The organism is Pseudomonas sp. LAP_36, assembly GCF_019456785.1.
Taxonomy (GTDB): domain Bacteria; phylum Pseudomonadota; class Gammaproteobacteria; order Pseudomonadales; family Pseudomonadaceae; genus Aquipseudomonas; species Aquipseudomonas tritici.
The window spans coordinates 632,563-654,618 of sequence record NZ_JAHZMS010000001.1 but is presented as its reverse complement, the minus strand read 5'-3'; the positions used below and the strand labels follow the sequence as shown (position 1 = coordinate 654,618).

The window sequence follows — 22,056 nt, the reverse complement described above, 5'->3', positions numbered from 1 at the left end:
TTACTGAAGAAACCGAACCAGAATGTGGGAGCTGGCTTGCCTGCGATGACGCCTTTTCAGTCACTCTTTCAGTGGCTGATACACCGCCATCGCAGGCAAGCCAGCTCCCACATTTGTTCTGTGTACATTCCGATAGAACTTCTGCGCTCAGCCCCGCCTCATAAGTAACAAGCCCACTTCCCCGGTCATTCCATGGACCTTGTCATCGCCCGCCCCGAAGGCCTGTATTGCCCCGCCGGAGATTTCTACATCGACCCCTGGCGCCCGGTGGAACGTTCGGTCATCACCCACGCCCACGGCGACCATGCCCGCACCGGCAACCAGCACTACCTGGCGGCGGCTCCCGGCGAAGGCATCCTGCGCTCGCGGCTGGGCCAGGACATCAACCTGCAAACCTTGGCCTACGGCGAACAACTGGTCCATCACGGCGTCACCCTGAGCTTCCACCCGGCCGGGCATGTATTGGGATCGGCCCAAGTGCGCCTGGAATATCAAGGCGAAGTCTGGGTCGCATCCGGCGATTACAAAGTCGAGCCCGACGGCACCTGCGCCCCCTTCGAACCGGTGCGTTGCCATACCTTCATCACCGAATCCACCTTCGGCCTGCCGATCTACCGCTGGCAACCCCAGGCGCAGATCTTTGCCGGGATCAACGATTGGTGGCAGGCGAACATCGCCGCCGGCAAGGCCAGCGTGTTGTTCTGTTATTCCTTTGGCAAAGCCCAGCGCATCCTGCATGGGATCGACGCCAGCATCGGCCCGATCCTCAGCCATGGCGCGGTCGAGCCGCTGAACCGGGTGTACCGCGAGGCCGGGATCTACATCCCCGAAACCCTGTATGCCGGTGACTTCAAAAAGACCGACCCGTTGTTGCGCCAGGCCTTGATCATCGCCCCGCCCTCTGCCGGCGGCAGCAGTTGGATAAAGCGCTTTGGCGACTATAGCGATGCCTTTGCCAGCGGCTGGATGCGCCTGCGCGGTACCCGTCGGCGGCGGGGTGTGGACAGAGGTTTTGTGCTGTCAGACCACGCCGACTGGCCCGGTTTGTTGTGGGCCGTCGAGCAAACCGGCGCCGAGCGGGTGATGGTCACCCACGGCTCTGTCGGTGTATTGGTGCGCCATCTGCGGGAAAAAGGTTTGGATGCCCAAGGCTTCACCACTGAATACGGCGATGACGAAGAGGAGGCCAGCGCATGAAGGCCTTCGCCGAGCTGTACGCCAACCTCGACGCCACCACCTCCAGCAACGCCAAGCTTGCTGCACTGCAAGCCTACTTTCTGCAAGCGCCACCGGACGATGCCGCCTGGGCGGTGTACTTTCTGTCCGGGGGGCGCCCTCGCCAGTTGGTCCCCACGCGCCTACTGCGGGACATGGCCACCGAAGCGTCGGGCATCGAACCCTGGCTGTTCGAAGAAAGCTACCAGTCGGTGGGTGACTTGGCGGAGACGATTTCCCTACTGTTACCGGAATCCACCTACACCTCAGAAGACGGCCTTGCAGTGTGGCTGGAGGAAAAACTCCTACCCCTGCGTGGCTTGCCTCCGTTGGAATTGGCTGAGCGCCTACCGGCGTTATGGGCGCAACTGGATCAACCCAGCCTGATGGTGTGCATCAAGTTGATCACCGGCAGTTTTCGCGTGGGCGTGTCCAAGTTGCTGGTCACGCGAGCCCTCGCTGCCATGGCCGACCTCGACAGCAAGCGCGTGGCGCAGCGGCTAGTGGGCTACACCGACTTGTCCAACCGTCCTACGCCTGAGGGCTACCTCAAGCTGATCGCCGCTGAATCTTCCGACGAGCATGCGCAAAGGGGCGGGCAGCCCTATCCGTTTTTTCTCGCCCACGGTTTGGCGCAACCGGTGGAGCAGTTCGACACCTTGCTCGGCTCGCCCGCCGACTGGCAGGTGGAATGGAAGTGGGATGGCATCCGTGCGCAACTGGTCAAGCGTGAGGGCCGCCTGTGGATCTGGTCCCGGGGTGAAGAACTGGTCACCGAGCGTTTCCCCGAACTTCACAGCCTGGTCAGTGGCTTGCCCGATGGCACGGTGATCGATGGCGAAATCGTAGTGTGGAAGGACGCGGTGCAACCTTTCGCGCTGCTGCAACAGCGCATTGGTCGCAAGACCCTGAGCAAAAAAGTACTTGAGGACGCCCCGGTCGCAGTCCTGGCCTACGACCTGCTGGAACATCAGGGTAACGACTGGCGCAACCACACTCAGGCTGAGCGCCGCGCGCAACTTGAGCAGGTGATTGCCCAGTGCAACCAATCCTCGTTGCAGGCATCACCGTTGCTGACTGGGAGCAGTTGGCAGGACCTCGCCGAACAACGCGAAGCCTCTCGCAGCCTCGGGGTGGAAGGCATGATGCTCAAGGACCGCAAAGGCCTCTACGGCGTGGGCCGCACCAAGGACATGGGTCTATGGTGGAAGTGGAAGGTGGACCCGTTCAGCATCGACGCGGTGTTGATCTATGCCCAGCGCGGTCATGGTCGACGCGCCAGCCTGTATAGCGACTACACCTTTGCGGTATGGGACGGGCCGCCCGGTACCGAACGCACGCTGGTGCCGTTTGCCAAGGCGTATTCAGGGCTGACGGACGAGGAAATGCGCAAGGTCGACGCCATCGTGCGCAAGACCACGGTGGAAAAGTTCGGGCCGGTCAGCAGCGTCACGCCGAGCATGGTGTTTGAGCTGGGGTTTGAGGGGATTGCCCTGTCCAAGCGGCATAAAAGCGGGATTGCGGTGAGGTTTCCGCGAATGTTGCGCTGGCGACAGGATAAGGCGGTGGAAGAAGCCGATAACCTCGCCACGTTGCAGGACCTTCTGGCCTGACTCAAAACACCTGTGGGAGCTGGCTTGCCTGCGATGGCGGCGGGTCAGCTAATGCATCTGTAATTGACCCACCGCTCTCGCAGGCAAGCCAGCTCCCACCTTTTTGATCTGCATCAGTTCCAAATTGGTGCGATGAATTTTCCATGCCCATTTCCGGGCATCTCCTACACTCAAACTTCCCTCATCCCACCTTTTAAAACGCTCATTCGGAACTATGGTGCAGAAATTGCTACCTGTGATCCGTCTGACACCGTTCAGTAACAGTCTAAACGCGCCACAAGCGCTTATCTTGGTTTCCAGGGATTACATAATGAAAAAAGCATTGCTGACCCTTTCTGCACTGGCTCTGTGCATGGCCGCCGGTTCCGCGCTGGCCAAGGAATACAAGGAACTGCGTTTTGGTGTCGATCCGTCCTATGCACCGTTTGAATCCAAGGCCGCCGACGGCAGCCTGGTCGGCTTCGATATCGACCTGGGCAATGCGATCTGCGCCGAGCTGAAAGTGAAGTGCAAGTGGGTCGAAAGTGATTTCGACGGCATGATTCCAGGCCTGAAAGCCAACAAATTCGACGGCGTGATTTCGTCCATGACCGTGACCCCGGTGCGTGAAAAGGCCATCGACTTCTCTAACGAGCTGTTCTCCGGCCCAACCTCGCTGGTGTTCAAGAAGGGTGCTGGCTTCTCGACGCCCGAGTCCCTCAAGGGTAAATCCGTGGGCTACGAGCAAGGCACCATCCAGGAGGCCTACGCCAAGGCGGTACTGGATAAAGCCGGTGTGACCACCAAGGCCTACGCCAACCAGGACCAAGTGTATGCCGACCTGACCTCCGGCCGTCTCGACGCTTCCGTGCAGGACATGCTGCAAGCCGAACTGGGCTTTTTGAAGTCGCCAGCCGGTGCGGGCTACGAAGTCAGCGCCGCCATTGACGACCCACTGCTGCCGTCGAAAACCGCCATCGGTATCAAAAAAGGTAACACTGAACTGAAGGCGCTTTTGGATAAAGGTATCAAAGCGTTACACGATGATGGCACCTACGCCACCATCCAGAAGAAACACTTTGGCGATCTGAACCTGTACAGCGGCAAATAATGCCTGGAGCGCCCTTCCCTGGAAGGGCGCTTTTTTATCGCCATAGGTCCTGATTTATGCTCGAAGAATTATTGCAAACCCTCGGGCTGAGCGCGCTCAGTTTGAAGGGTTTCGGCCCGCTGTTGCTGCAAGGCACGTGGATGACGATCAAGTTGTCAGTGCTGTCCCTGGCCGTCAGCGTCGTGCTCGGCTTGCTCGGTGCCAGCGCCAAATTGTCCAGCCTGCCCTTTTTGCGCATCCCCGCCCAGCTCTACACCACGCTGATTCGCGGTGTACCCGACTTGGTCCTGATGCTGCTGATTTTCTACAGCCTGCAAACCTGGCTCACCGGTTTCACCGACTTCATGGAATGGGAATACATCGAGATCGACCCATTCAGCGCCGGGGTGATCACCCTGGGCTTTATCTACGGTGCTTATTTCACCGAAACCTTTCGCGGCGCAATCCTCGCCGTGCCCCGTGGCCAACTGGAAGCCGCCACGGCCTACGGCCTCAAGCGCGGGCAACGGTTTCGCTACGTGACCTTCCCGCAGATGATGCGCTTTGCCCTGCCGGGTATCGGCAACAACTGGATGGTGATGCTCAAGGCCACGGCGCTGGTGTCGATCATCGGCCTGGCCGACTTGGTCAAGGCTGCCCAGGACGCGGGCAAGAGCACCTATCAGCTGTTCTACTTCCTGGTGCTCGCCGCGTTGATCTACCTGATGATCACCAGCGCGTCCAACTTCGTCTTGCGTCGCCTTGAACGGCGCTACTCCGCAGGCGCCCGGGAGGCAGTGCGATGATCGAACTCTTGCAGGAATACTGGCGCCCCTTCCTTTATAGCGACGGCCAGCACATCACCGGTCTGGCCATGACGATGTGGCTGCTCAGCGCCGCGCTGGTCATCGGCTTTCTGGTGTCGATTCCGCTGTCCATTGCGCGTGTCTCGCGCAATCGTGCCGTGCGTTGGCCGGTGCAGTTCTACACCTACCTGTTCCGGGGCACGCCGCTCTATATCCAGTTGCTGATCTGCTACACCGGCATCTACAGCATCGCCGCCGTGCGCGAACAACCGCTGCTGGACGCATTCTTTCGCGATGCGATGAACTGCACCATCCTGGCCTTCGCCCTCAACACCTGCGCCTACACCACGGAGATTTTCGCCGGGGCGATCCGCAGCATGGCCCATGGCGAAGTCGAAGCGGCCAAGGCCTATGGCTTGAGCGGCTGGAAGCTGTACGCCTACGTGATCATGCCGTCCGCGCTGCGTCGCTCGCTGCCCTACTACAGTAATGAAGTGATCCTGATGCTGCACTCGACCACGGTGGCCTTCACCGCGACGATTCCAGACATCCTCAAAGTGGCGCGGGACGCTAACTCGGCCACCTTCATGACCTTTCAATCATTCGGTATCGCTGCGCTGATCTACCTGACCGTGACCTTCGCGCTGGTCGGTCTGTTTCGTCTGGCGGAGCGCCGCTGGCTGGCGTTTCTCGGGCCGAGCCATTAAGGAGTTTGTATGCGTCATCAGGTTCATGAACTGATCGCGCCAGTGCCAGGTACGGCGCGGCAGATTCACAGTTTTCACTTCGGCCCGGAGCAGGCCGAGGGCAAGATTTACATCCAGTCGTCGCTGCACGCCGATGAGTTGCCGGGCATGCTGGTGGCCTGGCACCTCAAAGTGCAATTGGCGAAGCTGGCCGCGGCCGGTCGCCTGCGCAGCGAGATCGTGCTGGTGCCTATCGCCAACCCGGTGGGTCTGGAACAGGTGTTGATGGATATCCCGCTGGGTCGCTATGAGCTGGAGAGCGGGCAGAACTTCAATCGCCTGTTTGTCGACCTCAGTGAAGCGGTCGGCAACCAGGTCGAAGATTTGCTCGGGGATGATCCTCGGCACAACGTCGAACTGATCCGCGCCGCGCTGTCCACCGCCCTCGCCGCACAAAATGCCGACACCCAGCTGCAATCCCAGCGCCTGGTGCTGCAACGCCTGGCCTGTGACGCCGACATAGTACTGGACCTGCATTGCGATTTCGAAGCCGTGGCGCACTTGTACACCACGCCCGAGGCCTGGCCGCAGGTGGAACCGCTCGCGCGGTATATCGGTTCGGAGGCTAATTTGCTCGCGACCGACTCCGGTGGACAATCCTTCGATGAGTGTTTCACCCTGGTCTGGTGGCAATTGCAGCAACGCTTCGACGAGCGCTTCCCGATCCCCATGGGCAGTTTTTCGGTGACCGTCGAACTGCGCGGGCAAGGCGACGTCAACCACGGCCTGGCCAGTCTCGACTGCCAGGCAATCATCGATTACCTGATTCACTTCGGCGCCATCACCGGTGATGCGGCACCGCTGCCCGACCTGCCCTACCCGGCCACACCGCTGGCCGGCGTTGAACCGGTGGCGACGCCAGTGGGTGGCCTGCTGGTGTTCAGCGCCCTGCCCGGTGAATACCTGGAGGCCGGGCAACTGATCGCCGAAATCATCGACCCCATTTCCGACCGCGTAACGCCGGTGCACTGCCAGAAGGCCGGCCTGCTTTACGCTCGTTCGCTACGCCGCATGGCCACTGCCGGGATGGTCATCGGCCATGTCGCGGGCAGCGAAGCCTACCGTAGCGGCTACCTACTTTCGCCTTGAGGATGCACGCCCCATGTACAAATTGACCGTTGAAGGCCTGCATAAAAGCTATGGCGACAATGAGGTGCTCAAAGGTGTTTCGCTCAAGGCCAAGACCGGTGACGTGATCAGCCTGATCGGCGCCAGCGGCTCGGGCAAGAGCACCTTTTTGCGCTGCATCAACTTCCTGGAAACCCCCAACGACGGCGCCATGACCCTGGACGGCCAGTCGATCCGCATGGTCAGCGATCGCCACGGCATGCGCGTGGCCGACGACGCCGAACTGCAGCGCCTGCGCACGCGCCTGGCGATGGTGTTCCAGCACTTCAACCTGTGGAGCCACATGAGTGTACTGGAAAACATCACCATGGCCCCGCGCCGGGTGCTGGGTTGCAGCAAGAAAGACGCCGAAGACCGCGCCCGTCGCTACCTCGACAAGGTAGGGTTGCCGGCGCGTGTGGCCGATCAATACCCGGCGTTCCTGTCCGGCGGCCAGCAGCAACGGGTCGCCATCGCCCGCGCCTTGGCCATGGAACCCGAGGTGATGCTGTTCGACGAGCCCACCTCGGCCCTCGACCCGGAACTGGTGGGCGAAGTGCTCAAGGTGATCCAGGGCCTGGCCGAGGAAGGCCGCACCATGATCATGGTGACCCACGAGATGAGCTTTGCGCGCAAGGTGTCGAGCCAGGTGCTGTTCCTGCACAAGGGCCTGGTGGAAGAGCAAGGTGCGCCTGCGGATGTGTTGGGCAATCCCAAGAGTGAGCGCTTGCAGCAGTTTCTAAGTGGCAATCTCAAGTGAAGCAGATGCGCGCATGAAACGTATGGCGTGTGCGTCGGGTTTCAAAGCGCCAGCCTGCCTGCGTGCAGGCACGCGAGACGATTTCCAGGCCAAAGCCGAACCCCGGCGACACGCGCTGTTCCACACGGTTATTGATGATCACCAGTTGCTGCTCAGTGAGGACAACCCGGACTTTACCGGCGCCATGCTGAACAGCGTTGCCCAGCAGGTTCTGCACCACACTGCGGGCTATCGCCTCATTGGCCTTCACGCAGATCGTTGATGCCCCCGTCAGCACCCGCGCATCAGCCGCGAGAGGGTAAAGCAGCTGGTATTTTTCGATCTGCTCGGCGACGACAGCGGACAGGTCAATCGCCGCATGGGGCAATTGACGCGGTTCACGGGCCAGGGACAAAAACAGCTCAATGGTCATTTTCATTCCGGACAACGCGCCCTCCATGCGTAGCAGGCTGCGTGCGGATTTTTCGGCGTTGCAGCCGGGCAAACGCAGGATCGCCAGGCTGTTGTTCAAGATCCCCAAGGGGGTGCGTAGCTCGTGGCTCACGTGCCGGGTAAATGCCTGCTCGCGCAGCAGCGCGGCATTTTGCTGGGTCACCAGAGCCGACAGCGTACGGCTCAACGTGCCGATTTCGTCCTGGCGCTCGAACCCGCTGAATCTGCACGGCCCACGCGGTTCAGAGGCCACGTCCTCCACCAATTGGCTGACGGGCTGGGCAATGGCGCGGGCAATCGCGATGGCCAGGATGGTACCCAGGATCAGGATCAATCCGGCCACCGCGCACAACAGCCCGAAAATCTGAGCGCCGTAGCCTTCGGTCTGGCTGAGTTCAGACTCGTTCAGCATCAGTATCAGCCGCTGCGACGCACCCGGTACAACACTCACGAACACATGGACATCCTCTCCCTCCAGTTCATGGTGACCGGCTGGCAATTGGCGAATGACGGCGGGAAGTTCAGCGTCTCCCGACCAGTAGCCTTGCAGGTAAATGCTGTTGGGCATCGCCGTCGCTGCCCCTTGCAGGCTATGCCGTTCCTCGAACGCCTGTGCCTCAAGCTTCAAATAGCTGGCAATGATGTAGTCCTCTGTCACGTTGACAGTGGCCCAGATCAGCACACTGTAGAACAACGTAATCGTTGCCATGAACGGCAGCAGTGCAGAGAGGATTCGCGCAAAAAAGGAATCAGTAAGGAATCGCAAGACGATAGCCCTTACCGTGAACCGTCCGGATCAGCTCGTTACCGTATGGCTTGCCCAAGGCTTGGCGGAGCCGGTAGATATACGTGCGCAGTGCATCACTGTCTGGCGGATCACCCCCTGGCCACAACGCGGCCTCCAGTTTGCGCCGGCTGACGGGCTCCGGTGCCCCATCGGCAAGCAGGTTCAGCAAGGTGAATTGGAGGGCGGGTAACACCGTGATGACGCCGTTGTAGCGCAACGCCTGCGAGACCGGATCAATCACCAGGTCGCCCAGTTGTTTCACACGGCGTGGCTGGCGCGGGGAGCCCCGGCGGATCAGCGCGCGGATACGCCATAGCAACTCTTGAGGCTCAAAGGGTTTGACCAGGTAATCGTCGCCGCCTGCGTCGTAACCCTCTTGTTTATCGGGCAGTGCGTCACGTGCCGTCAGGAATATAACGGGCGTGTGGTTCTGCTCGCACCGCAACTGGCGACAGGTGTCAAAACCGCTCATGCGAGGCATTGCCACATCCATGACGATGAGGTCGTACTCATGGTGCTGGACACGCTCCAGGCAACTTCGCCCATCGCGGGCAAAATCTACATCGAAACCAAATTCACCGAGATAATCCCCCAACGAACCCGCCAACGCATGATCATCTTCAACTAGTAATATTTCCATCAGGACAAACTCCAAATTCTTACAAACAACTAAGAACATCCCTTCAGCAAACAAATAAAAACTGACAACAAATATCGTTTCGCGACGTTACATTTGATTCACACTTCATCTTATACATTCTTGTCATGCAAAAAATACTTCGAGTGTTCATCCGTTATCTGGGCGCAGGCTTCTTCGCGACACTGGTGCATTTCGTAGTGTTCGTCTGCTTGCTGCCTTACTACGGCCCAACGCCATCCACCTTCTGTGCAGCCGTTACGGGGGCGCTGGTCGCCTATTGCCTGTCCAGGCATTGGGTATTTGTGAAGCGAGACTGCAATAGAGGGCGATTTTTCATAACGGCCACCAGTCAGGTTTTATCTAACACGCTTATTGTCACGCTACTGATCCACTGGGGCGTACCTGCACAACTTGCACAGCTCATGACAATGGTCGCCGTGACTCTTCAAGGCTTTACGATTAATCACTTCTGGGTATTCAAACATGACAGCAAACGCGAACCTCTTCAGTGAGTCCTTGCCTGCCACGAAACTTACAATATTGGTGCCTTGCTTTAACGAGCAGTGCGTAATAACGCAATTCCATTTGCGCCTGATGGCGATCATTGAACGCGTAAGAATCCGCACAGAAGTGTTCTACATCAATGACGGCAGTCAAGACCAGACAGCGGCCATGATCGATCAATTTTCTCAGGACCCGCGTGTCAGGTGCCTGCACTTGAGTCGCAACTTCGGCAAAGAAGCGGCCATGCGCGCAGGCATCAACGACATAGACGGCGGCGCAGTAATCATCATGGACTGCGACCTGCAAGACCCACCGGAGCTGATCCCCCTTATGGTGCAGGAATGGCACAAGGGCTATGAGATCGTGAACATGCAGCGCCGCTCACGGCACTGTGATTCCTGGACAAAACGCACGGCCGCAAGGCTCTATTACGCCACGCTGGACCAACTGATCGACGACTTCGAAGTCCCCCAGCAAGTCAGTGATTTCAGACTCATAGGGCCCAACGCACTCGCGGCCATTCGCGCCATGGACGACAACGCCGGCGTATTGAAACTGCTGGTCAGCTGGCTCGGCTACCCAAGTACCGAAGTGAACTACGACCGCAAGCCACGCCAAGCAGGCACAACCAAGTGGACGCCGCTGTCATTGCTGGACCTGTGTGCGGACTCGATTCTTGCTTTCTCTACTCGCCCGCTGCGCATGTACAGCTACTTGAGTGCCATGAGCTTTCTGGTTGGCTCACTGTGGGTTGCAGCCACCGCGACATTCGGTGAACTGACCCATGCGCATCTGCTGGTGCAATCGATTCTGTTGTTGTGCCTGGGTACCGCCGTGGTCGGCGAGTATGTCGGCCGGGTGCTGACGGTGGTGAGCCCCAGGCCCAACTCCCTGCATAAGCGCGATCTATCTTGAATCCCTTCATAAAGGCTGACGGCATGAATCATTCCACGTCCATGCGTTTGCTCTGGGGCATCCTGTTCACGGTGCTGCTGGCGCGCCTGCTCACACTCGGGCTCTATCCAATCATGGATACCTCAGAGGCCCGCTATGCCGAAATTGCCCGAAAAATGCTCGTCTCCAATGACTGGATCACGCCGATGTTCGATCACGGAGTGCCGTTCTGGGGCAAGCCGCCGTTGTCATTCTGGCTACAGGCACTGAGCATGAAAGCGTTCGGCATCAACGAGTTCTCCAGCCGTTTTTCAACCTGGCTGCTGCATGTCGCCAGCTGCGCGCTGATCGTGCACTTCGCTTGCGGCGAGCGCAGCCTGCGAGTCGGGTTGACGGCAGCGATTATCTACTCGACTTGCACACTCGGGCTCCTTTCCAGCGGTGCCGTGTTGACCGACGGCGCATTGGCGTTCGCCCTTTTGCTCGCCCACCTGGGCGTGTGGCGCGGTTTGATGCACGGTGACCGCAGGTGGGCCATGGCGGGTTTTCTCGGGCTTGGCCTGGGCCTGCTCGCAAAAGGCCCGCTGGCGCTTGTGTTGCTGGCGATGCCCGCGTCAATCTGGCTGGCGCTTACCGGCCATTGGCGGCGATTGCTGGGGCTGCCATGGTTGCCGGGGTTGGCACTGATGCTCGCGGTGGCCATGCCTTGGTATTGGCTGGCCGAACTGAAAACCCCGGGTTTTCTGGAGTACTTCATCGTCGGCGAACATTTCAGTCGCTACGTCATCAGCAAATGGCAAGGCGATCTATACGGCAGCGCACATGCGCAACCCTTGGCGATGATTTGGGGGCACCTGCTGGGCGGGCTTTTGCCCTGGACGCTGTTTTTACCGATGCTGGTCAAGCTGCGCGGGCAATTTGAAGGTCAGCGAGAGTACTTGATCTTTGTGCTGGGCTGGGCTGTTTCAGCGCCCTTGTTCTTTACCATGTCCACCAACATCCTCTGGACCTACGTACTGCCCGCGCTGCCAGCCTGGGCGTTATTACTGGCTGAGGTGCTCTGCCGCAAAACACGCGGGACCGTCATCGCAGCCATGGCGTTGGCCTTGCCCCTACTGGGCTGCATCTTGATCATCAGTGGCGAGATTGCCGACCGCCCACAAAACCAGAAAAACATGGTTGCGCTTTGGAAAGCGCAACAAGCCGCTGCGCCGGGCGACTTGATCTACCTGGGATCACGCTCCTATTCGGCCGAGTTCTATAGCAGCGGCTGGGCACGGCACACCAAAAGCCCACAACAACTGCCGCTGTCGAAAGACTTTTACCTGGTCCGACGCAAAAACAACCAGCAACCGCTGCCGCCAACCTTGACCTGCTACGCAGTGGCCCAGGCCAATACATCCCAATTGCATTACTGTCGTGCCGCACCCGGTTAAACCTTTGGCAGGCGTTAAGGGTCTGTGCAATAAGCCCTTCAGAGCGTCAGCGCCCGCATGGCAAAACCTCTCGACTTCGCCCGGCAATGGTTCGCCGCCAAAGGCTGGAAGCCGTTCGCCTTTCAAAAAGAAGTCTGGGCGGCGGTCAAGGAAGGCCGATCAGGTTTGCTGCATGCCAGCACCGGCGCCGGTAAAACCTATGCACTGTGGTTTGCCGCGCTCAATCGCTTCGCCATCACTCGCCCAGCGACAACCGGTAAACGCAAACCACCGGCTGAACCGCTGACGGTGCTGTGGATCACGCCCATGCGTGCGTTGGCCGCCGACACCGCCCGCGCCCTTGAAGCGCCGCTCGAGGCGTTACAGATTCCCTGGAGTGTCGGCCTGCGCACCGGCGACACCAGCAGCAGCGAACGCGCGCGGCAGACCCGCCGCCAGCCCACCGCACTGGTCACCACCCCGGAAAGCCTGACGTTAATGCTGGCCCGCGCCGATAGCGAAGCCAGCCTGGGAAACCTGCGCATGGTGGTCGTGGATGAGTGGCACGAACTGATCGGTAATAAACGCGGCGTGCAACTGCAACTGGCGCTGGCACGCTTGCGGCGCTGGCATCCAGAGTTGATGGTGTGGGGTATTTCGGCAACCTTGGGTAATCAGTCTCACGCATTGGAAGTGCTGATCCCACAGGGTGACGGGATCAATGTGCAGGGGCTAACGGCCAAGCAGTTGATCATCGACACATTATTGCCACCCGTTACAGAACGTTTTCCCTGGGCCGGGCATATCGGCTTGAAGATGCTGCCCCAAGTGGTGGCCGAGGTGGAAAGTAGCAGCAGTTGCCTGGTCTTTACCAACACGCGAGCGCAATCGGAAATTTGGTACCAGGCATTGCTTGAAGCCCGTCCCGACTGGGCCGGGGTGATTGCCCTGCACCATGGTTCGCTGTCGCGAGAGACCCGTGACTGGGTGGAGCGGGCTTTGAAAGACGGCCAGCTCAAGGCGGTGGTGTGTACGTCAAGCCTGGACCTGGGGGTGGATTTCCTGCCGGTGGAGCGCGTACTGCAGATCGGCTCGGCCAAAGGCGTGGCCCGCCTGATGCAACGCGCCGGTCGCTCGGGGCACGCGCCGGGGCGGCCCTCGCGGGTGACATTGGTGCCGACCCACAGCCTGGAGTTGGTGGAGGCCGCGGCGGCGCAGGATGCGATTGCGCAGCGGCGCATTGAAGCGCGCGAGTCGCCGCACAAATCGTTGGATGTACTCGTCCAGCATCTTGTCAGCATGGCATTGGGCGGTGGCTTTACACCGCAAGCGCTGCTGGCCGAGGTACGCGGCGCCTGGGCTTATCGCGATCTGACGGATGAAGACTGGGCCTGGGCGCTGGGGTTTGTGCGCCATGGTGGCCTTTCGTTGACGGCTTATCCGGATTACCGTCGCGTCGAGCCGGACGAGCACGGCATCTGGCGCGTCCCGGACGCAAGGCTGGCACGTCGACATCGCATGAGCGTCGGCACCATCGTCAGCGACGCAAGCATCCAGTTGAAGTTCTGGAGCAAGGGCGGCGGCGGCAAAAACCTCGGCAGCGTCGAGGAAGGTTTTATTGCGCGGCTCAAGCCGGGAGATGGCTTCCTGTTCGCCGGGCGCTTGCTGGAGCTGGTGCGGGTCGAAAACATGACCGCCTATGTACGTCGCAGCACCGCGAAAAAAGCCGCCGTACCGCGCTGGAATGGTGGGCGCATGCCGCTTTCCAATGAGCTGGCCCAGGCCGTCGTCGTGCGCTTGGATGAAGCGGCCCACGGACACTTCGAAGGGCCGGAGATGCAGGCGGTTCGGCCCCTCTTGCAAACACAATTGCGCTGGTCCGGCTTGCCGACGCGCGAGCACTTGCTGGCTGAGGCCTTGAAATCGCGGGAGGGATGGCACCTGTTCCTCTACCCCTTCACCGGGCGCCAGGTGCACCTGGGGCTGGCGAGTGTGTTGGCGTGGCGGGTGAGCCGAGGGCAGGCGGTCACCTTCTCCATTGCGGTGAATGATTACGGGCTGGAGTTATTGAGTGCCACCGAAGTGGATTGGCCAGCGCTGTTGAACGACGCGCTGTTGAGTCCTGAAAACCTGCTGGATGATGTGGTGGCCAGCCTGAATGCCGGGGAGTTGGCCCTGCGCCGTTTTCGTGAAATCGCACGTATCGCCGGGCTGGTGTTCGCCGGTTACCCTGGCGCGCCGAAAAGCACCCGGCAGGTGCAGGCGTCCAGCGGGTTGTTCTTTGAGGTGTTCAAGCAATATGACCCGCAGAACCTGCTGCTGACCCAGGCAGGGGAAGAAGTCCTGCGTGATGAGTTGGATATTCGCCGGCTGGAAGAGACATTACGTCATCTGTCGGCGCTGAAACTGGACCTGCATAAGATCGAACGGCCTACGCCGTTGGCCTTTCCCCTGCTGGTTGAGCGGATGCGCGAAAGCATGAGTTCGGAAAAACTTTCTGAGCGCATTGCGCGGATGGTCAAGGACCTGGAAAAAGTCGCGGATAACGGGAAGCGTTGATGGTTTGTTCGGTAATGCTCGAGGGTGAAGAACTGTGGCTGCTGGCAGACAAGGCCGTCTATTGGCCTGCGCGTCAGTGTCTGTTGATTGCGGATGCGCATTTCGGCAAGGCGTCGGCATATCGAAGCCTGGGGCAACCGGTGCCGCAGGGAACCACGACCGAGAATTTGCAACGACTGGACCGGTTGCTATCGACGCTACCGTGTACGCAGGTGATCTTTCTAGGCGATTTCCTGCACGGCACAGGCTCTCACGCCAGCGGCACGCTGAGCGCATTGAGAACCTGGCGAGCACGCCATCCTGACCTGCCTATGACCTTGATTCGAGGCAATCACGATAAACGTGCGGGTGACCCACCTGCGGATCTGAGGATCGAGGTTGTTGCGGAGCCGCTGCTGATGGCCCCGTTTGCATTGCAACACGAACCGGATGCCCATGCGACCCACCATGTATTGGCAGGGCACGTGCATCCGGTGTATCGCTTGCGCGGCAGGGGACGGCAAAGTCTGCGCCTACCGTGCTTCCAGATCGGAACGCAGGTCAGCTTGCTGCCGGCGTTTGGCGCGTTTACCGGTGGCTTTGCAGTGGAACAGGCCAATGACCGCCGAATATTTGTCATCGGCGACCATCAAGTTTGGCCAGTGCATTAACTGGCTGGCGAAGTGTCAGGCTACAGGCGCGGGAGGTGGCTCATCTGGAACAGTGGGCGAGCCCGGTTCTTCAATGGGTTGCGGGGAATCCGGATCTGGCTGGCCGGGAATACCACCCGCATAAGCGGGATCGGCCATCAGGGACCAGGCCAGAACGCCAATCTGGTTGGGTTCAAGCCGGGCAATTTCTGCGCTGATTCGCGGGTCGATCTTCATAAAGTACTCCTCAAGCGTGGCTCGACGCGTTTTACACGCGCCGAGGCAGTACACCTAGATAGAGTCACTTTCTTCAGACTAATTCCCTTTACGCGTAAGACCTTTCTATCAAGCGCGTGGGAGAGTGACGCCGCGCTGGCCCTGATACTTGCCCGCGCGGTCTTTATAGGACACTTCACAGGCCTCGTCAGACTGCAGGAACAGCATCTGCGCCACGCCTTCGTTGGCGTAGATTTTCGCCGGTAGCGTAGTGGTGTTGGAGAATTCCAGGGTCACGTGACCTTCCCACTCAGGCTCAAGCGGCGTCACGTTGACGATAATGCCGCAACGCGCGTAGGTACTTTTACCCAGGCAGATGGTCAGCACGTCGCGGGGGATACGGAAGAACTCCACGGTGCGCGCCAGGGCGAAGGAGTTCGGTGGGATGATGCACACGTCGCTCTTGACGTCGACGAAGCTCTTTTCGTCGAAGTTCTTTGGATCGACGATGGCCGAGTTGATGTTGGTGAACACCTTGAATTCATCGGCACAGCGCACGTCGTATCCATAGCTGGAAACGCCGTAGGAAATCACCGGGGCATCACCTTGGCCGCGGATCTGCCGCTCGACGAACGGTTCGATCATGCCGTGCTCTTGCGCCATGCGGCGAATCCACTTGTCCGATTTGATGCTCATGGCGGTGTCCTGAATAGCGAGGTGAAAAATCTGTTGGGCATCTTACCGGGGCCGGCGTTGGGGTTCAAAGGCCACGGGGCTTTTCTTAAAAAAAACGCCGGTTGCTCACACGTCGTAGCCAACGGAGCCGGGCCCCGTATAGCTGTGCGAGGCGAATAGAAATACCACCGCCAGTCACGAAAATAGAGAAACCTTCGGAAATATCATTGGCACGTCCGAGAAAAACAGTTAAGGTGACGTCACTGTGTTGCTTGTGTCACTGAGAATCTCTACACGATATGTTGAATTTCGATCCAACCATCTCCAAGAATTTTTCCTGCTCTTTGCACTCAGTCTCGGCCAGGGCTTTTCCTGAGTCGCAGTTAACTTTGTTCAAGGAGTTACACCATGTCTAATCGCCAAACTGGTACCGTTAAGTGGTTCAACGATGAAAAAGGCTTCGGCTTCATCACTCCACAATCCGGTGACGACCTGTTCGTTCACTTCAAAGCTATCCAATCCGACGGCTTCAAAAGCCTGAAAGAAGGCCAACAGGTCTCTTTCATCGCTACCCGCGGTCAGAAAGGCATGCAAGCTGAAGAAGTTCAAGTTATCTAACTTGTACTGACTTAGTCGAAAAGACCCCGCCCTTAAAAGCGGGGTTTTTTTATGCCTGGGATTTCATGCCGTATGACTCTGCGTGGCGTAGCAGCTGTCGAGCCTTGGCGAGGCTGCGTTCGCGGTACGTCAGATATACCGTTGACGCAGCCTCGCCAAGGCTCGACAGTTGCTAACGCAGTAGAAAGCAAAACGCCCGGCGCACTCTCATGCACCGGGCGTTTTAATAGCTGCCTTAGGAGACGTTACTGAAACAACGACTCGCTCGACAAGCCATTCTTCTCCAAGATCTCGCGCAAGCGCTTGAGCCCCTCCACCTGGATCTGCCGCACCCGCTCACGGGTCAGACCGATCTCCAGGCCTACGTCTTCCAAGGTACTGCTCTCATGGCCGCGCAGGCCGAAGCGGCGAATCACCACTTCACGCTGCTTGTCAGTGAGCTCTGACAACCACTGGTCAATGCTTTGGGAAAGATCATCGTCCTGTAACAGCTCACAAGGATCTGTAGGGCGATCATCCGTCAGAGTGTCCAGCAGGGTTTTATCCGAATCCGGACCCAACGAGACGTCGACCGAAGACACACGCTCGTTAAGACCAAGCATGCGCTTGACCTCCCCTACCGGCTTCTCCAGCAGGTTGGCGATTTCTTCGGGCGAAGGTTCATGATCGAGTTTTTGGGTAAGCTCACGCGCTGCCCGCAGGTAGACGTTGAGCTCTTTGACCACATGGATCGGCAACCGGATCGTGCGGGTCTGATTCATGATCGCCCGTTCGATTGTCTGACGAATCCACCAGGTGGCATAGGTCGAAAAGCGGAAGCCCCGCTCAGGGTCGAACTTCTCTACCGCCCGGATCAAGCCCAGGTTGCCCTCCTCGATCAAGTCCAACAAGGAAAGCCCACGATTGACGTAGCGTCGGGCGATTTTCACCACCAGGCGCAGGTTGCTTTCAATCATGCGCTTGCGCCCAGCCGGATCACCCTTTTGCGACAAGCGCGCAAAATGGACTTCTTCTTCGGGGGTAAGCAGAGGGGAAAAGCCGATTTCATTGAGATACAGCTGGGTCGCATCGAGCGCCCGTGTGTAGTCAATGTACTTGTGTTGCTTTAACGCGGTGGAGTTCTTGGATTTGGTGCGAACTGAAGGTACAGCAGGTCCCTCATTCGACATCGATTCCGTAGCAATGCCGGTCTCCATAAGGAGAACCTCATCGTCGATGTCAAACTCCGGCGCTTCTTTACTGAGAGCCATTGTTATAGTCCTTTGGTGAGTTCGACCTCAAGCTCAAGCGGCGCCTTTATCCTTGGCAACGCTGGAGCCTGTTCCTTCTACGTGAAGGGAACAGGCTGTGCAACATATCAACGCCGGGGCAAGAATTGCAGCGGATCTACAGGCTTCCCTTGTCGGCGAATCTCAAAGTGCAGTTTCACCCGGTCTGTACCAGTTGATCCCATTTCGGCAATTGTCTGTCCGACTTTGACCTGCTGCCCCTCCCGAACCAACAGCCTACGGTTATGACCGTAGGCACTGACGTAGGTATCGCTGTGTTTGATGATGACAAGCTCGCCGTAGCCCCGTAAACCACTCCCGGCGTACACCACCGTCCCATCAGACGCAGCTAAAACAGGCTGTCCCAAATCTCCGGCGATATCAATGCCTTTATTCAAACTACCGTTTGAAGAGAATTTTCCAATCAACACGCCGTTGGAAGGCCATCCCCAACCGGTCGGCGCGGGCCCTGCAGGTGGCAACGGCGCAGGTGCCGGCTTGTTCGCAGGGGCAGGCGCGGCAGTACCAGCAGGCCGGGTGAAGACGGTGGTTTTGCTTGAGGACGACGGCGAAGAACCACTGTTTGTCACGACTGCCGTAGGCGTTGATCCTGTGCGACCGTCGAAGCGAATCGTCTGACCCGGATGTATCGTGTAAGGCACAGGAATATTGTTACGCGCTGCGAGGGCCTTGTAGTCCCAGCCATAACGGAAGGCGATCGAAAACATCGTATCGCCCTTTCGCACCACATATTGCCCGGTGGTTACCGTCGGCTTTTGCGGTGCCGCACTATTACGATCAACCACCCGCGCGCCGCTGCTTGGCGAGCTGGAGCACCCTACCAACACAGAACTGAAGACGAGGCCAAGCACCAGTCGATGAAAGCTTGTTTTACTCATACGCTGCGCAAGACCTGTGAGACTCACCCGCCGCTCCCTTTGTGCTGGCTGAACATGAATGCCTGTACCAGGCTTGAAATATGACGCAAGTATAACTGGGCATTGGAGTTTTACCGGCACACGTCTGAAACGAATCGTTCAGCGTGTTGAATCGTCGCGCCAGTGATGTTGATTCAATAGACCCCGCTGTAAGACACATCCCCGCCAGCAGAATTCACCGCCGGAAAAAATTGATCAGGCCAGCGGGCCATTGAGCAGCGGTACAAAACGAACAGCGCCCAGTACATGCCGTGAAAAGCCTTCGTCCTCACGGATAATGAGCATCAATTGTTGCACTTCACCGGAGCCGACCGGGATCACCAGGCGCCCACCGGGGGCGAGTTGATCAAGCAGCGCTTGCGGAACATCGGTGGCCACGGCGGTAACAATGATGCCGTTGTACGGTGCCAGCGCCGGCCAACCTTCCCAGCCATCGCCCCAGCGAAACACCACATTGCGCAGGTTCAACTCCACCAGGCGCTCCTTGGCGCGGTCTTGCAGCACTTTGATGCGCTCCACCGAGAACACCCGCTCCACCAACTGCGCCAGCACGGCGGTCTGGTAGCCGGAGCCCGTGCCGATTTCCAGCACCTTGTCCAACGGCCCCGCCGCCAGCAGCAGCTCGCTCATGCGCGCCACCATGTAAGGCTGGGAAATGGTCTGGTTATGGCCGATAGGCAGCGCCGTGTCTTCATAGGCACGGTGGGCCAGGGCTTCATCGACAAACAGATGCCGAGGCGTGCGCCGGATCACTTCCAGCACCTGGGCGTTGGACAAGCCCTCTTCGTACAGGCGCTGTATCAGGCGTTCGCGGGTACGCTGGGAAGTCATCCCGATGCCCCGGCGCAGCAAGTCGTCTTGTTCACGGCCCATCAGCGAAGCCTCTCCAGCCAGCCATCGAGACCACTGAAGGCATCACTGAAGGTGCGATCAAATTGCAATGGGGTAATCGATACATAACCTTGCATCACCGCATGAAAGTCCGTGCCCGGGCCGCCATCTTCGGCGTCACCCGCAGCAGCGATCCAGTAGCCTTCCTTGCCGCGCGGATCAACCACCTTCAACGGCGCCGCCGCGCGGGCGCGATGGCCCAGGCGCGTGAGCTGGATGCCGCGAATATGATCAAGGGGCAAGTTGGGAATATTGACGTTGAGCACCGTGCGCGGCGGCAAGTCCAGGGAGCCATGGGCCTCTACCAGCTTGCGCGCGAAATAGGCCGCGGTCGGCAGGTTATCCAATTGGCGCGAGGCGAACGAAAAGGCGAACGCGGTTTGCCCCAGGAAACGCCCTTCAAGGGCTGCCGCCACGGTACCGGAATACAGCACGTCATCCCCCAGGTTCGCACCAAGATTGATGCCCGACACCACCAGGTCCGGCTGCGGATCCAACAGGCTGTTGATCGCCAGGTGGACGCAGTCGGTAGGAGTGCCGTTCACGCTGATAAAGCCATTGGCCAGGACCTGCGGGTGCAGCGGACGGTCGAGCGTCAACGAACTGCTGGCGCCGCTCTTGTCCTGGTCGGGGGCAACCACCACGCACTCGGCATAATCTTCCAGCGCAGCATAGAGCGCGGCAAGACCGGGTGCGGTGGCACCGTCATCGTTTGATATCAGAATACGCATGGGTTGTCCGTCTGCCCCACCGGCACCAGATCAACAAGCTCGCGCACCAAGACAGTGGCGAAGCATCCGGCCGGCAGGACGAATTCCAATTGCAGAATGTCCAGCGAGGGATAATGCCACGTCAAACCGCCAATGGGCAGTCGCAGAATGCGACGTTCCTGGCTCATGCCGGCATTCACCAGCCAATCGCGCAGGTCGGCTTCACCGGCGGCGACCGCCTGTTCCAGTTCGAAGGTTGCGCCGCTGGCAGGTGAATCACCTTCGCCCCACTGCGGCCCGGTCGGGTGCAGGTCCAGAATGGCCAGGCGCGGGTCGCTGCACTCCGCCTCCCCCGCCGGGAAAAAGCTGCGGCTGTCGGTAAACGCCAACAGGTCGCCGACCTGCGCACGCTGCCAGGAACCGTCAGCCACACGCGCCGCCAGCACCTTGTTGAACAGGTAGCTGCGCGCCGTCGACAGCAGCCGCGAACGCACGTTGCGCTGTTCCGGCAAAGCCTTGCGCGCGGCCCACTCGCGGGCGTCAACCACGTTGCCGCCATTGTGACCAAAACGCTGGGCACCGAAATAGTTGGGGATGCCCTGCTGTGCAATCAATTGCAAACGCGCGTCGATGGCGGCGGTATCACCGGCCAGCTGGGTCAGGCGCAAGGTGAAACCATTGGCCGAATGTGCGCCGCGCTGCAATTTGCGTTTATGACGGGCGGTCTTGAGAACCTTGAGGCTGTCGTTTTCCGCAGCGCTCATGTCCGGATCGGCTTTGCCTGGCAACTGCACGCTGAACCATTGGCGGGTCAACGCCTGGCGATCCTTGAGCCCGGCATAGCTGACCGTGCGCAACGGCACGCCGGCCGCCTTGGCGATGCGCCGCGCGGCTTCTTCTGTATTGAGGCCACGCTTCTCAACCCACAACCACAGGTGCTCACCCTCGCCGGTCAGCGGGATATCCAGCACTTCATCAACCTGGAAGTCTTCGGCGGTCGCCTTCAGGACCGCGCTGCCCAAGGCCTCGCCATAGGCCCGAGGGCCCAGCAGTTGCAGATCATTCATGCGCGCAGCAACAAGGCAACGGAGTGCACGGCGATGCCCTCTTCACGACCGGTGAACCCGAGCTTTTCGGTGGTGGTGGCTTTCACGTTCACTTGATCCAATTCAATGTGCAGGTCTGCGGCAATCAGTGCGCGCATCGATTCAATATGGGGCGCCATTTTTGGCGCCTGGGCCACGATGGTGTTGTCGACGTTGCCGACCTTCCAGCCTTTGGCATGGATCAGGCCAACCACGTGGCGCAGCAATACACGGCTGTCCGCACCCTTGAAGGTCGGGTCGGTGTCCGGAAAGTGCTTGCCGATATCGCCCAACGCCGCCGCGCCGAGCAAGGCATCGCTCAAGGCATGCAACACAACGTCGCCGTCGGAATGAGCCAGCAACCCATGGTGATGTGCAATGCGCACGCCGCCCAAGGTGATGAAATCGCCTTCAGCGAAACGGTGCACATCGTAGCCGTGGCCAATACGCATAAAAAAACGCCCCGATTTAATTCAGGG

The 22,056-nt window shown here is 59.3% G+C and carries 23 protein-coding genes; 13 read left to right on the top strand and 10 right to left on the bottom strand.

The genetic code is table 11. The features are described from left to right. Positions 1-192: 192 nt before the first annotated feature. The 7 genes from JBO08_RS03080 (at position 193) to JBO08_RS03050 (ending at position 7,316) form a co-directional block, all read left to right on the top strand. Positions 193-1,197 carry a ligase-associated DNA damage response exonuclease gene (locus JBO08_RS03080; RefSeq protein ID WP_065872416.1) on the top strand — a complete coding sequence of 335 codons (1,005 nt, stop codon included), beginning with the start codon at positions 193-195 and terminating at the stop codon, positions 1,195-1,197. Further along, entirely contained in the window at positions 1,194-2,828 is a 1,635-nt protein-coding gene (locus JBO08_RS03075) for an ATP-dependent DNA ligase (RefSeq protein WP_220074535.1), read from the top strand. Before JBO08_RS03080 ends, JBO08_RS03075 begins: the two co-directional genes overlap by 4 nt. Before the next feature lie 310 nt (positions 2,829-3,138). Further along, the gene (locus JBO08_RS03070) at positions 3,139-3,918 is read left to right on the top strand and encodes a transporter substrate-binding domain-containing protein (protein ID WP_065872418.1); all 780 of its coding nucleotides are present in this window, start codon (positions 3,139-3,141) and stop codon (positions 3,916-3,918) included. Positions 3,919-3,974: 56 nt separating this feature from the next. After that, on the top strand, positions 3,975-4,703 hold the full coding sequence (locus JBO08_RS03065; RefSeq protein WP_065872419.1) for an ABC transporter permease: 729 nt from the start codon (positions 3,975-3,977) through the stop codon (positions 4,701-4,703). Beyond that, complete coding sequence (locus JBO08_RS03060) at positions 4,700-5,410, top strand: ABC transporter permease (RefSeq protein WP_065872420.1); 711 nt, start codon at positions 4,700-4,702, stop codon at positions 5,408-5,410. Before JBO08_RS03065 ends, JBO08_RS03060 begins: the two co-directional genes overlap by 4 nt. A 9-nt stretch (positions 5,411-5,419) precedes the next feature. Next, positions 5,420-6,538 carry a succinylglutamate desuccinylase/aspartoacylase family protein gene (locus tag JBO08_RS03055; RefSeq protein ID WP_065880054.1) on the top strand — a complete coding sequence of 373 codons (1,119 nt, stop codon included), beginning with the start codon at positions 5,420-5,422 and terminating at the stop codon, positions 6,536-6,538. Positions 6,539-6,551: 13 nt separating this feature from the next. Beyond that, positions 6,552-7,316 carry an ABC transporter ATP-binding protein gene (locus tag JBO08_RS03050; RefSeq protein WP_065880055.1) on the top strand — a complete coding sequence of 255 codons (765 nt, stop codon included), beginning with the start codon at positions 6,552-6,554 and terminating at the stop codon, positions 7,314-7,316. Here JBO08_RS03050 and JBO08_RS03045 read toward each other — a convergent pair. Further along, positions 7,309-8,457, bottom strand: a complete 1,149-nt coding sequence (locus JBO08_RS03045; RefSeq protein ID WP_065880056.1) for a HAMP domain-containing sensor histidine kinase — start codon at positions 8,455-8,457, stop codon at positions 7,309-7,311. The genes JBO08_RS03050 and JBO08_RS03045 overlap by 8 nt on opposite strands. Positions 8,458-8,497: 40 nt before the next feature. Beyond that, positions 8,498-9,175 carry a response regulator transcription factor gene (locus JBO08_RS03040; RefSeq protein WP_065880057.1) on the bottom strand — a complete coding sequence of 226 codons (678 nt, stop codon included), beginning with the start codon at positions 9,173-9,175 and terminating at the stop codon, positions 8,498-8,500. Between the two features lie 143 nt (positions 9,176-9,318). Here JBO08_RS03040 and JBO08_RS03035 point away from each other — a divergent pair, with 143 nt between their 5' ends. The 5 genes from JBO08_RS03035 to pdeM are packed head-to-tail and all read left to right on the top strand — an operon-like array spanning position 9,319 to position 15,197. Then, positions 9,319-9,687 carry a GtrA family protein gene (locus JBO08_RS03035; protein WP_220074536.1) on the top strand — a complete coding sequence of 123 codons (369 nt, stop codon included), beginning with the start codon at positions 9,319-9,321 and terminating at the stop codon, positions 9,685-9,687. After that, positions 9,659-10,594, top strand: coding sequence for a glycosyltransferase family 2 protein (locus tag JBO08_RS03030; protein WP_083224231.1), 936 nt, complete (start codon positions 9,659-9,661; stop codon positions 10,592-10,594). The genes JBO08_RS03035 and JBO08_RS03030 overlap by 29 nt, the downstream gene beginning before the upstream one ends. A gap of 23 nt (positions 10,595-10,617) precedes the next feature. Beyond that, positions 10,618-12,009: a glycosyltransferase family 39 protein gene (locus tag JBO08_RS03025; RefSeq protein ID WP_065880060.1), complete on the top strand. Its 1,392-nt coding sequence runs from the start codon at positions 10,618-10,620 to the stop codon at positions 12,007-12,009. 57 nt (positions 12,010-12,066) lie between these two features. Continuing rightward, complete coding sequence (locus tag JBO08_RS03020; RefSeq protein ID WP_220074537.1) at positions 12,067-14,547, top strand: ligase-associated DNA damage response DEXH box helicase; 2,481 nt, start codon at positions 12,067-12,069, stop codon at positions 14,545-14,547. Continuing rightward, positions 14,547-15,197 (top strand): ligase-associated DNA damage response endonuclease PdeM, encoded by a 651-nt coding sequence (gene pdeM, locus JBO08_RS03015; RefSeq protein WP_065945382.1) that lies wholly within the window; start codon positions 14,547-14,549, stop codon positions 15,195-15,197. The genes JBO08_RS03020 and pdeM overlap by 1 nt, the downstream gene beginning before the upstream one ends. 15 nt (positions 15,198-15,212) lie before the next feature. Here the strand turns inward: pdeM and JBO08_RS03010 are convergent, their stop codons facing one another. Beyond that, positions 15,213-15,413, bottom strand: a complete 201-nt coding sequence (locus JBO08_RS03010) for a hypothetical protein (protein ID WP_049709645.1) — start codon at positions 15,411-15,413, stop codon at positions 15,213-15,215. Between the two features lie 108 nt (positions 15,414-15,521). Further along, complete coding sequence (gene dcd, locus JBO08_RS03005; RefSeq protein ID WP_010212421.1) at positions 15,522-16,088, bottom strand: dCTP deaminase; 567 nt, start codon at positions 16,086-16,088, stop codon at positions 15,522-15,524. A gap of 387 nt (positions 16,089-16,475) precedes the next feature. Here dcd and JBO08_RS03000 point away from each other — a divergent pair, with 387 nt between their 5' ends. After that, positions 16,476-16,685, top strand: coding sequence for a cold-shock protein (locus tag JBO08_RS03000; protein WP_002554837.1), 210 nt, complete (start codon positions 16,476-16,478; stop codon positions 16,683-16,685). 245 nt (positions 16,686-16,930) lie between these two features. On the opposite strand, the gene rpoS is transcribed toward JBO08_RS03000, so the two are convergent. The 6 genes from rpoS to ispF form a co-directional block, all read right to left on the bottom strand. Further along, complete coding sequence (gene rpoS / locus JBO08_RS02995; protein WP_025855149.1) at positions 16,931-17,935, bottom strand: RNA polymerase sigma factor RpoS; 1,005 nt, start codon at positions 17,933-17,935, stop codon at positions 16,931-16,933. A 107-nt stretch (positions 17,936-18,042) separates the two neighbouring features. Then, the gene (locus tag JBO08_RS02990; protein ID WP_083207061.1) at positions 18,043-18,879 is read right to left on the bottom strand and encodes a peptidoglycan DD-metalloendopeptidase family protein; all 837 of its coding nucleotides are present in this window, start codon (positions 18,877-18,879) and stop codon (positions 18,043-18,045) included. Between the two features lie 207 nt (positions 18,880-19,086). Beyond that, positions 19,087-19,722, bottom strand: coding sequence for a protein-L-isoaspartate(D-aspartate) O-methyltransferase (locus JBO08_RS02985; RefSeq protein WP_010563544.1), 636 nt, complete (start codon positions 19,720-19,722; stop codon positions 19,087-19,089). 41 nt (positions 19,723-19,763) lie between these two features. Beyond that, a complete protein-coding gene (surE, locus tag JBO08_RS02980) occupies positions 19,764-20,513 on the bottom strand; it encodes a 5'/3'-nucleotidase SurE (RefSeq protein ID WP_065880063.1) in 750 nt (249 codons plus the stop codon). Further along, positions 20,501-21,559, bottom strand: coding sequence for a tRNA pseudouridine(13) synthase TruD (gene truD / locus JBO08_RS02975; RefSeq protein WP_065890103.1), 1,059 nt, complete (start codon positions 21,557-21,559; stop codon positions 20,501-20,503). Before truD ends, surE begins: the two co-directional genes overlap by 13 nt. Next, positions 21,556-22,029: a 2-C-methyl-D-erythritol 2,4-cyclodiphosphate synthase gene (gene ispF / locus JBO08_RS02970; protein WP_025855145.1), complete on the bottom strand. Its 474-nt coding sequence runs from the start codon at positions 22,027-22,029 to the stop codon at positions 21,556-21,558. The genes truD and ispF overlap by 4 nt, the downstream gene beginning before the upstream one ends. Between the last annotated feature and the right edge of the window lie 27 nt (positions 22,030-22,056).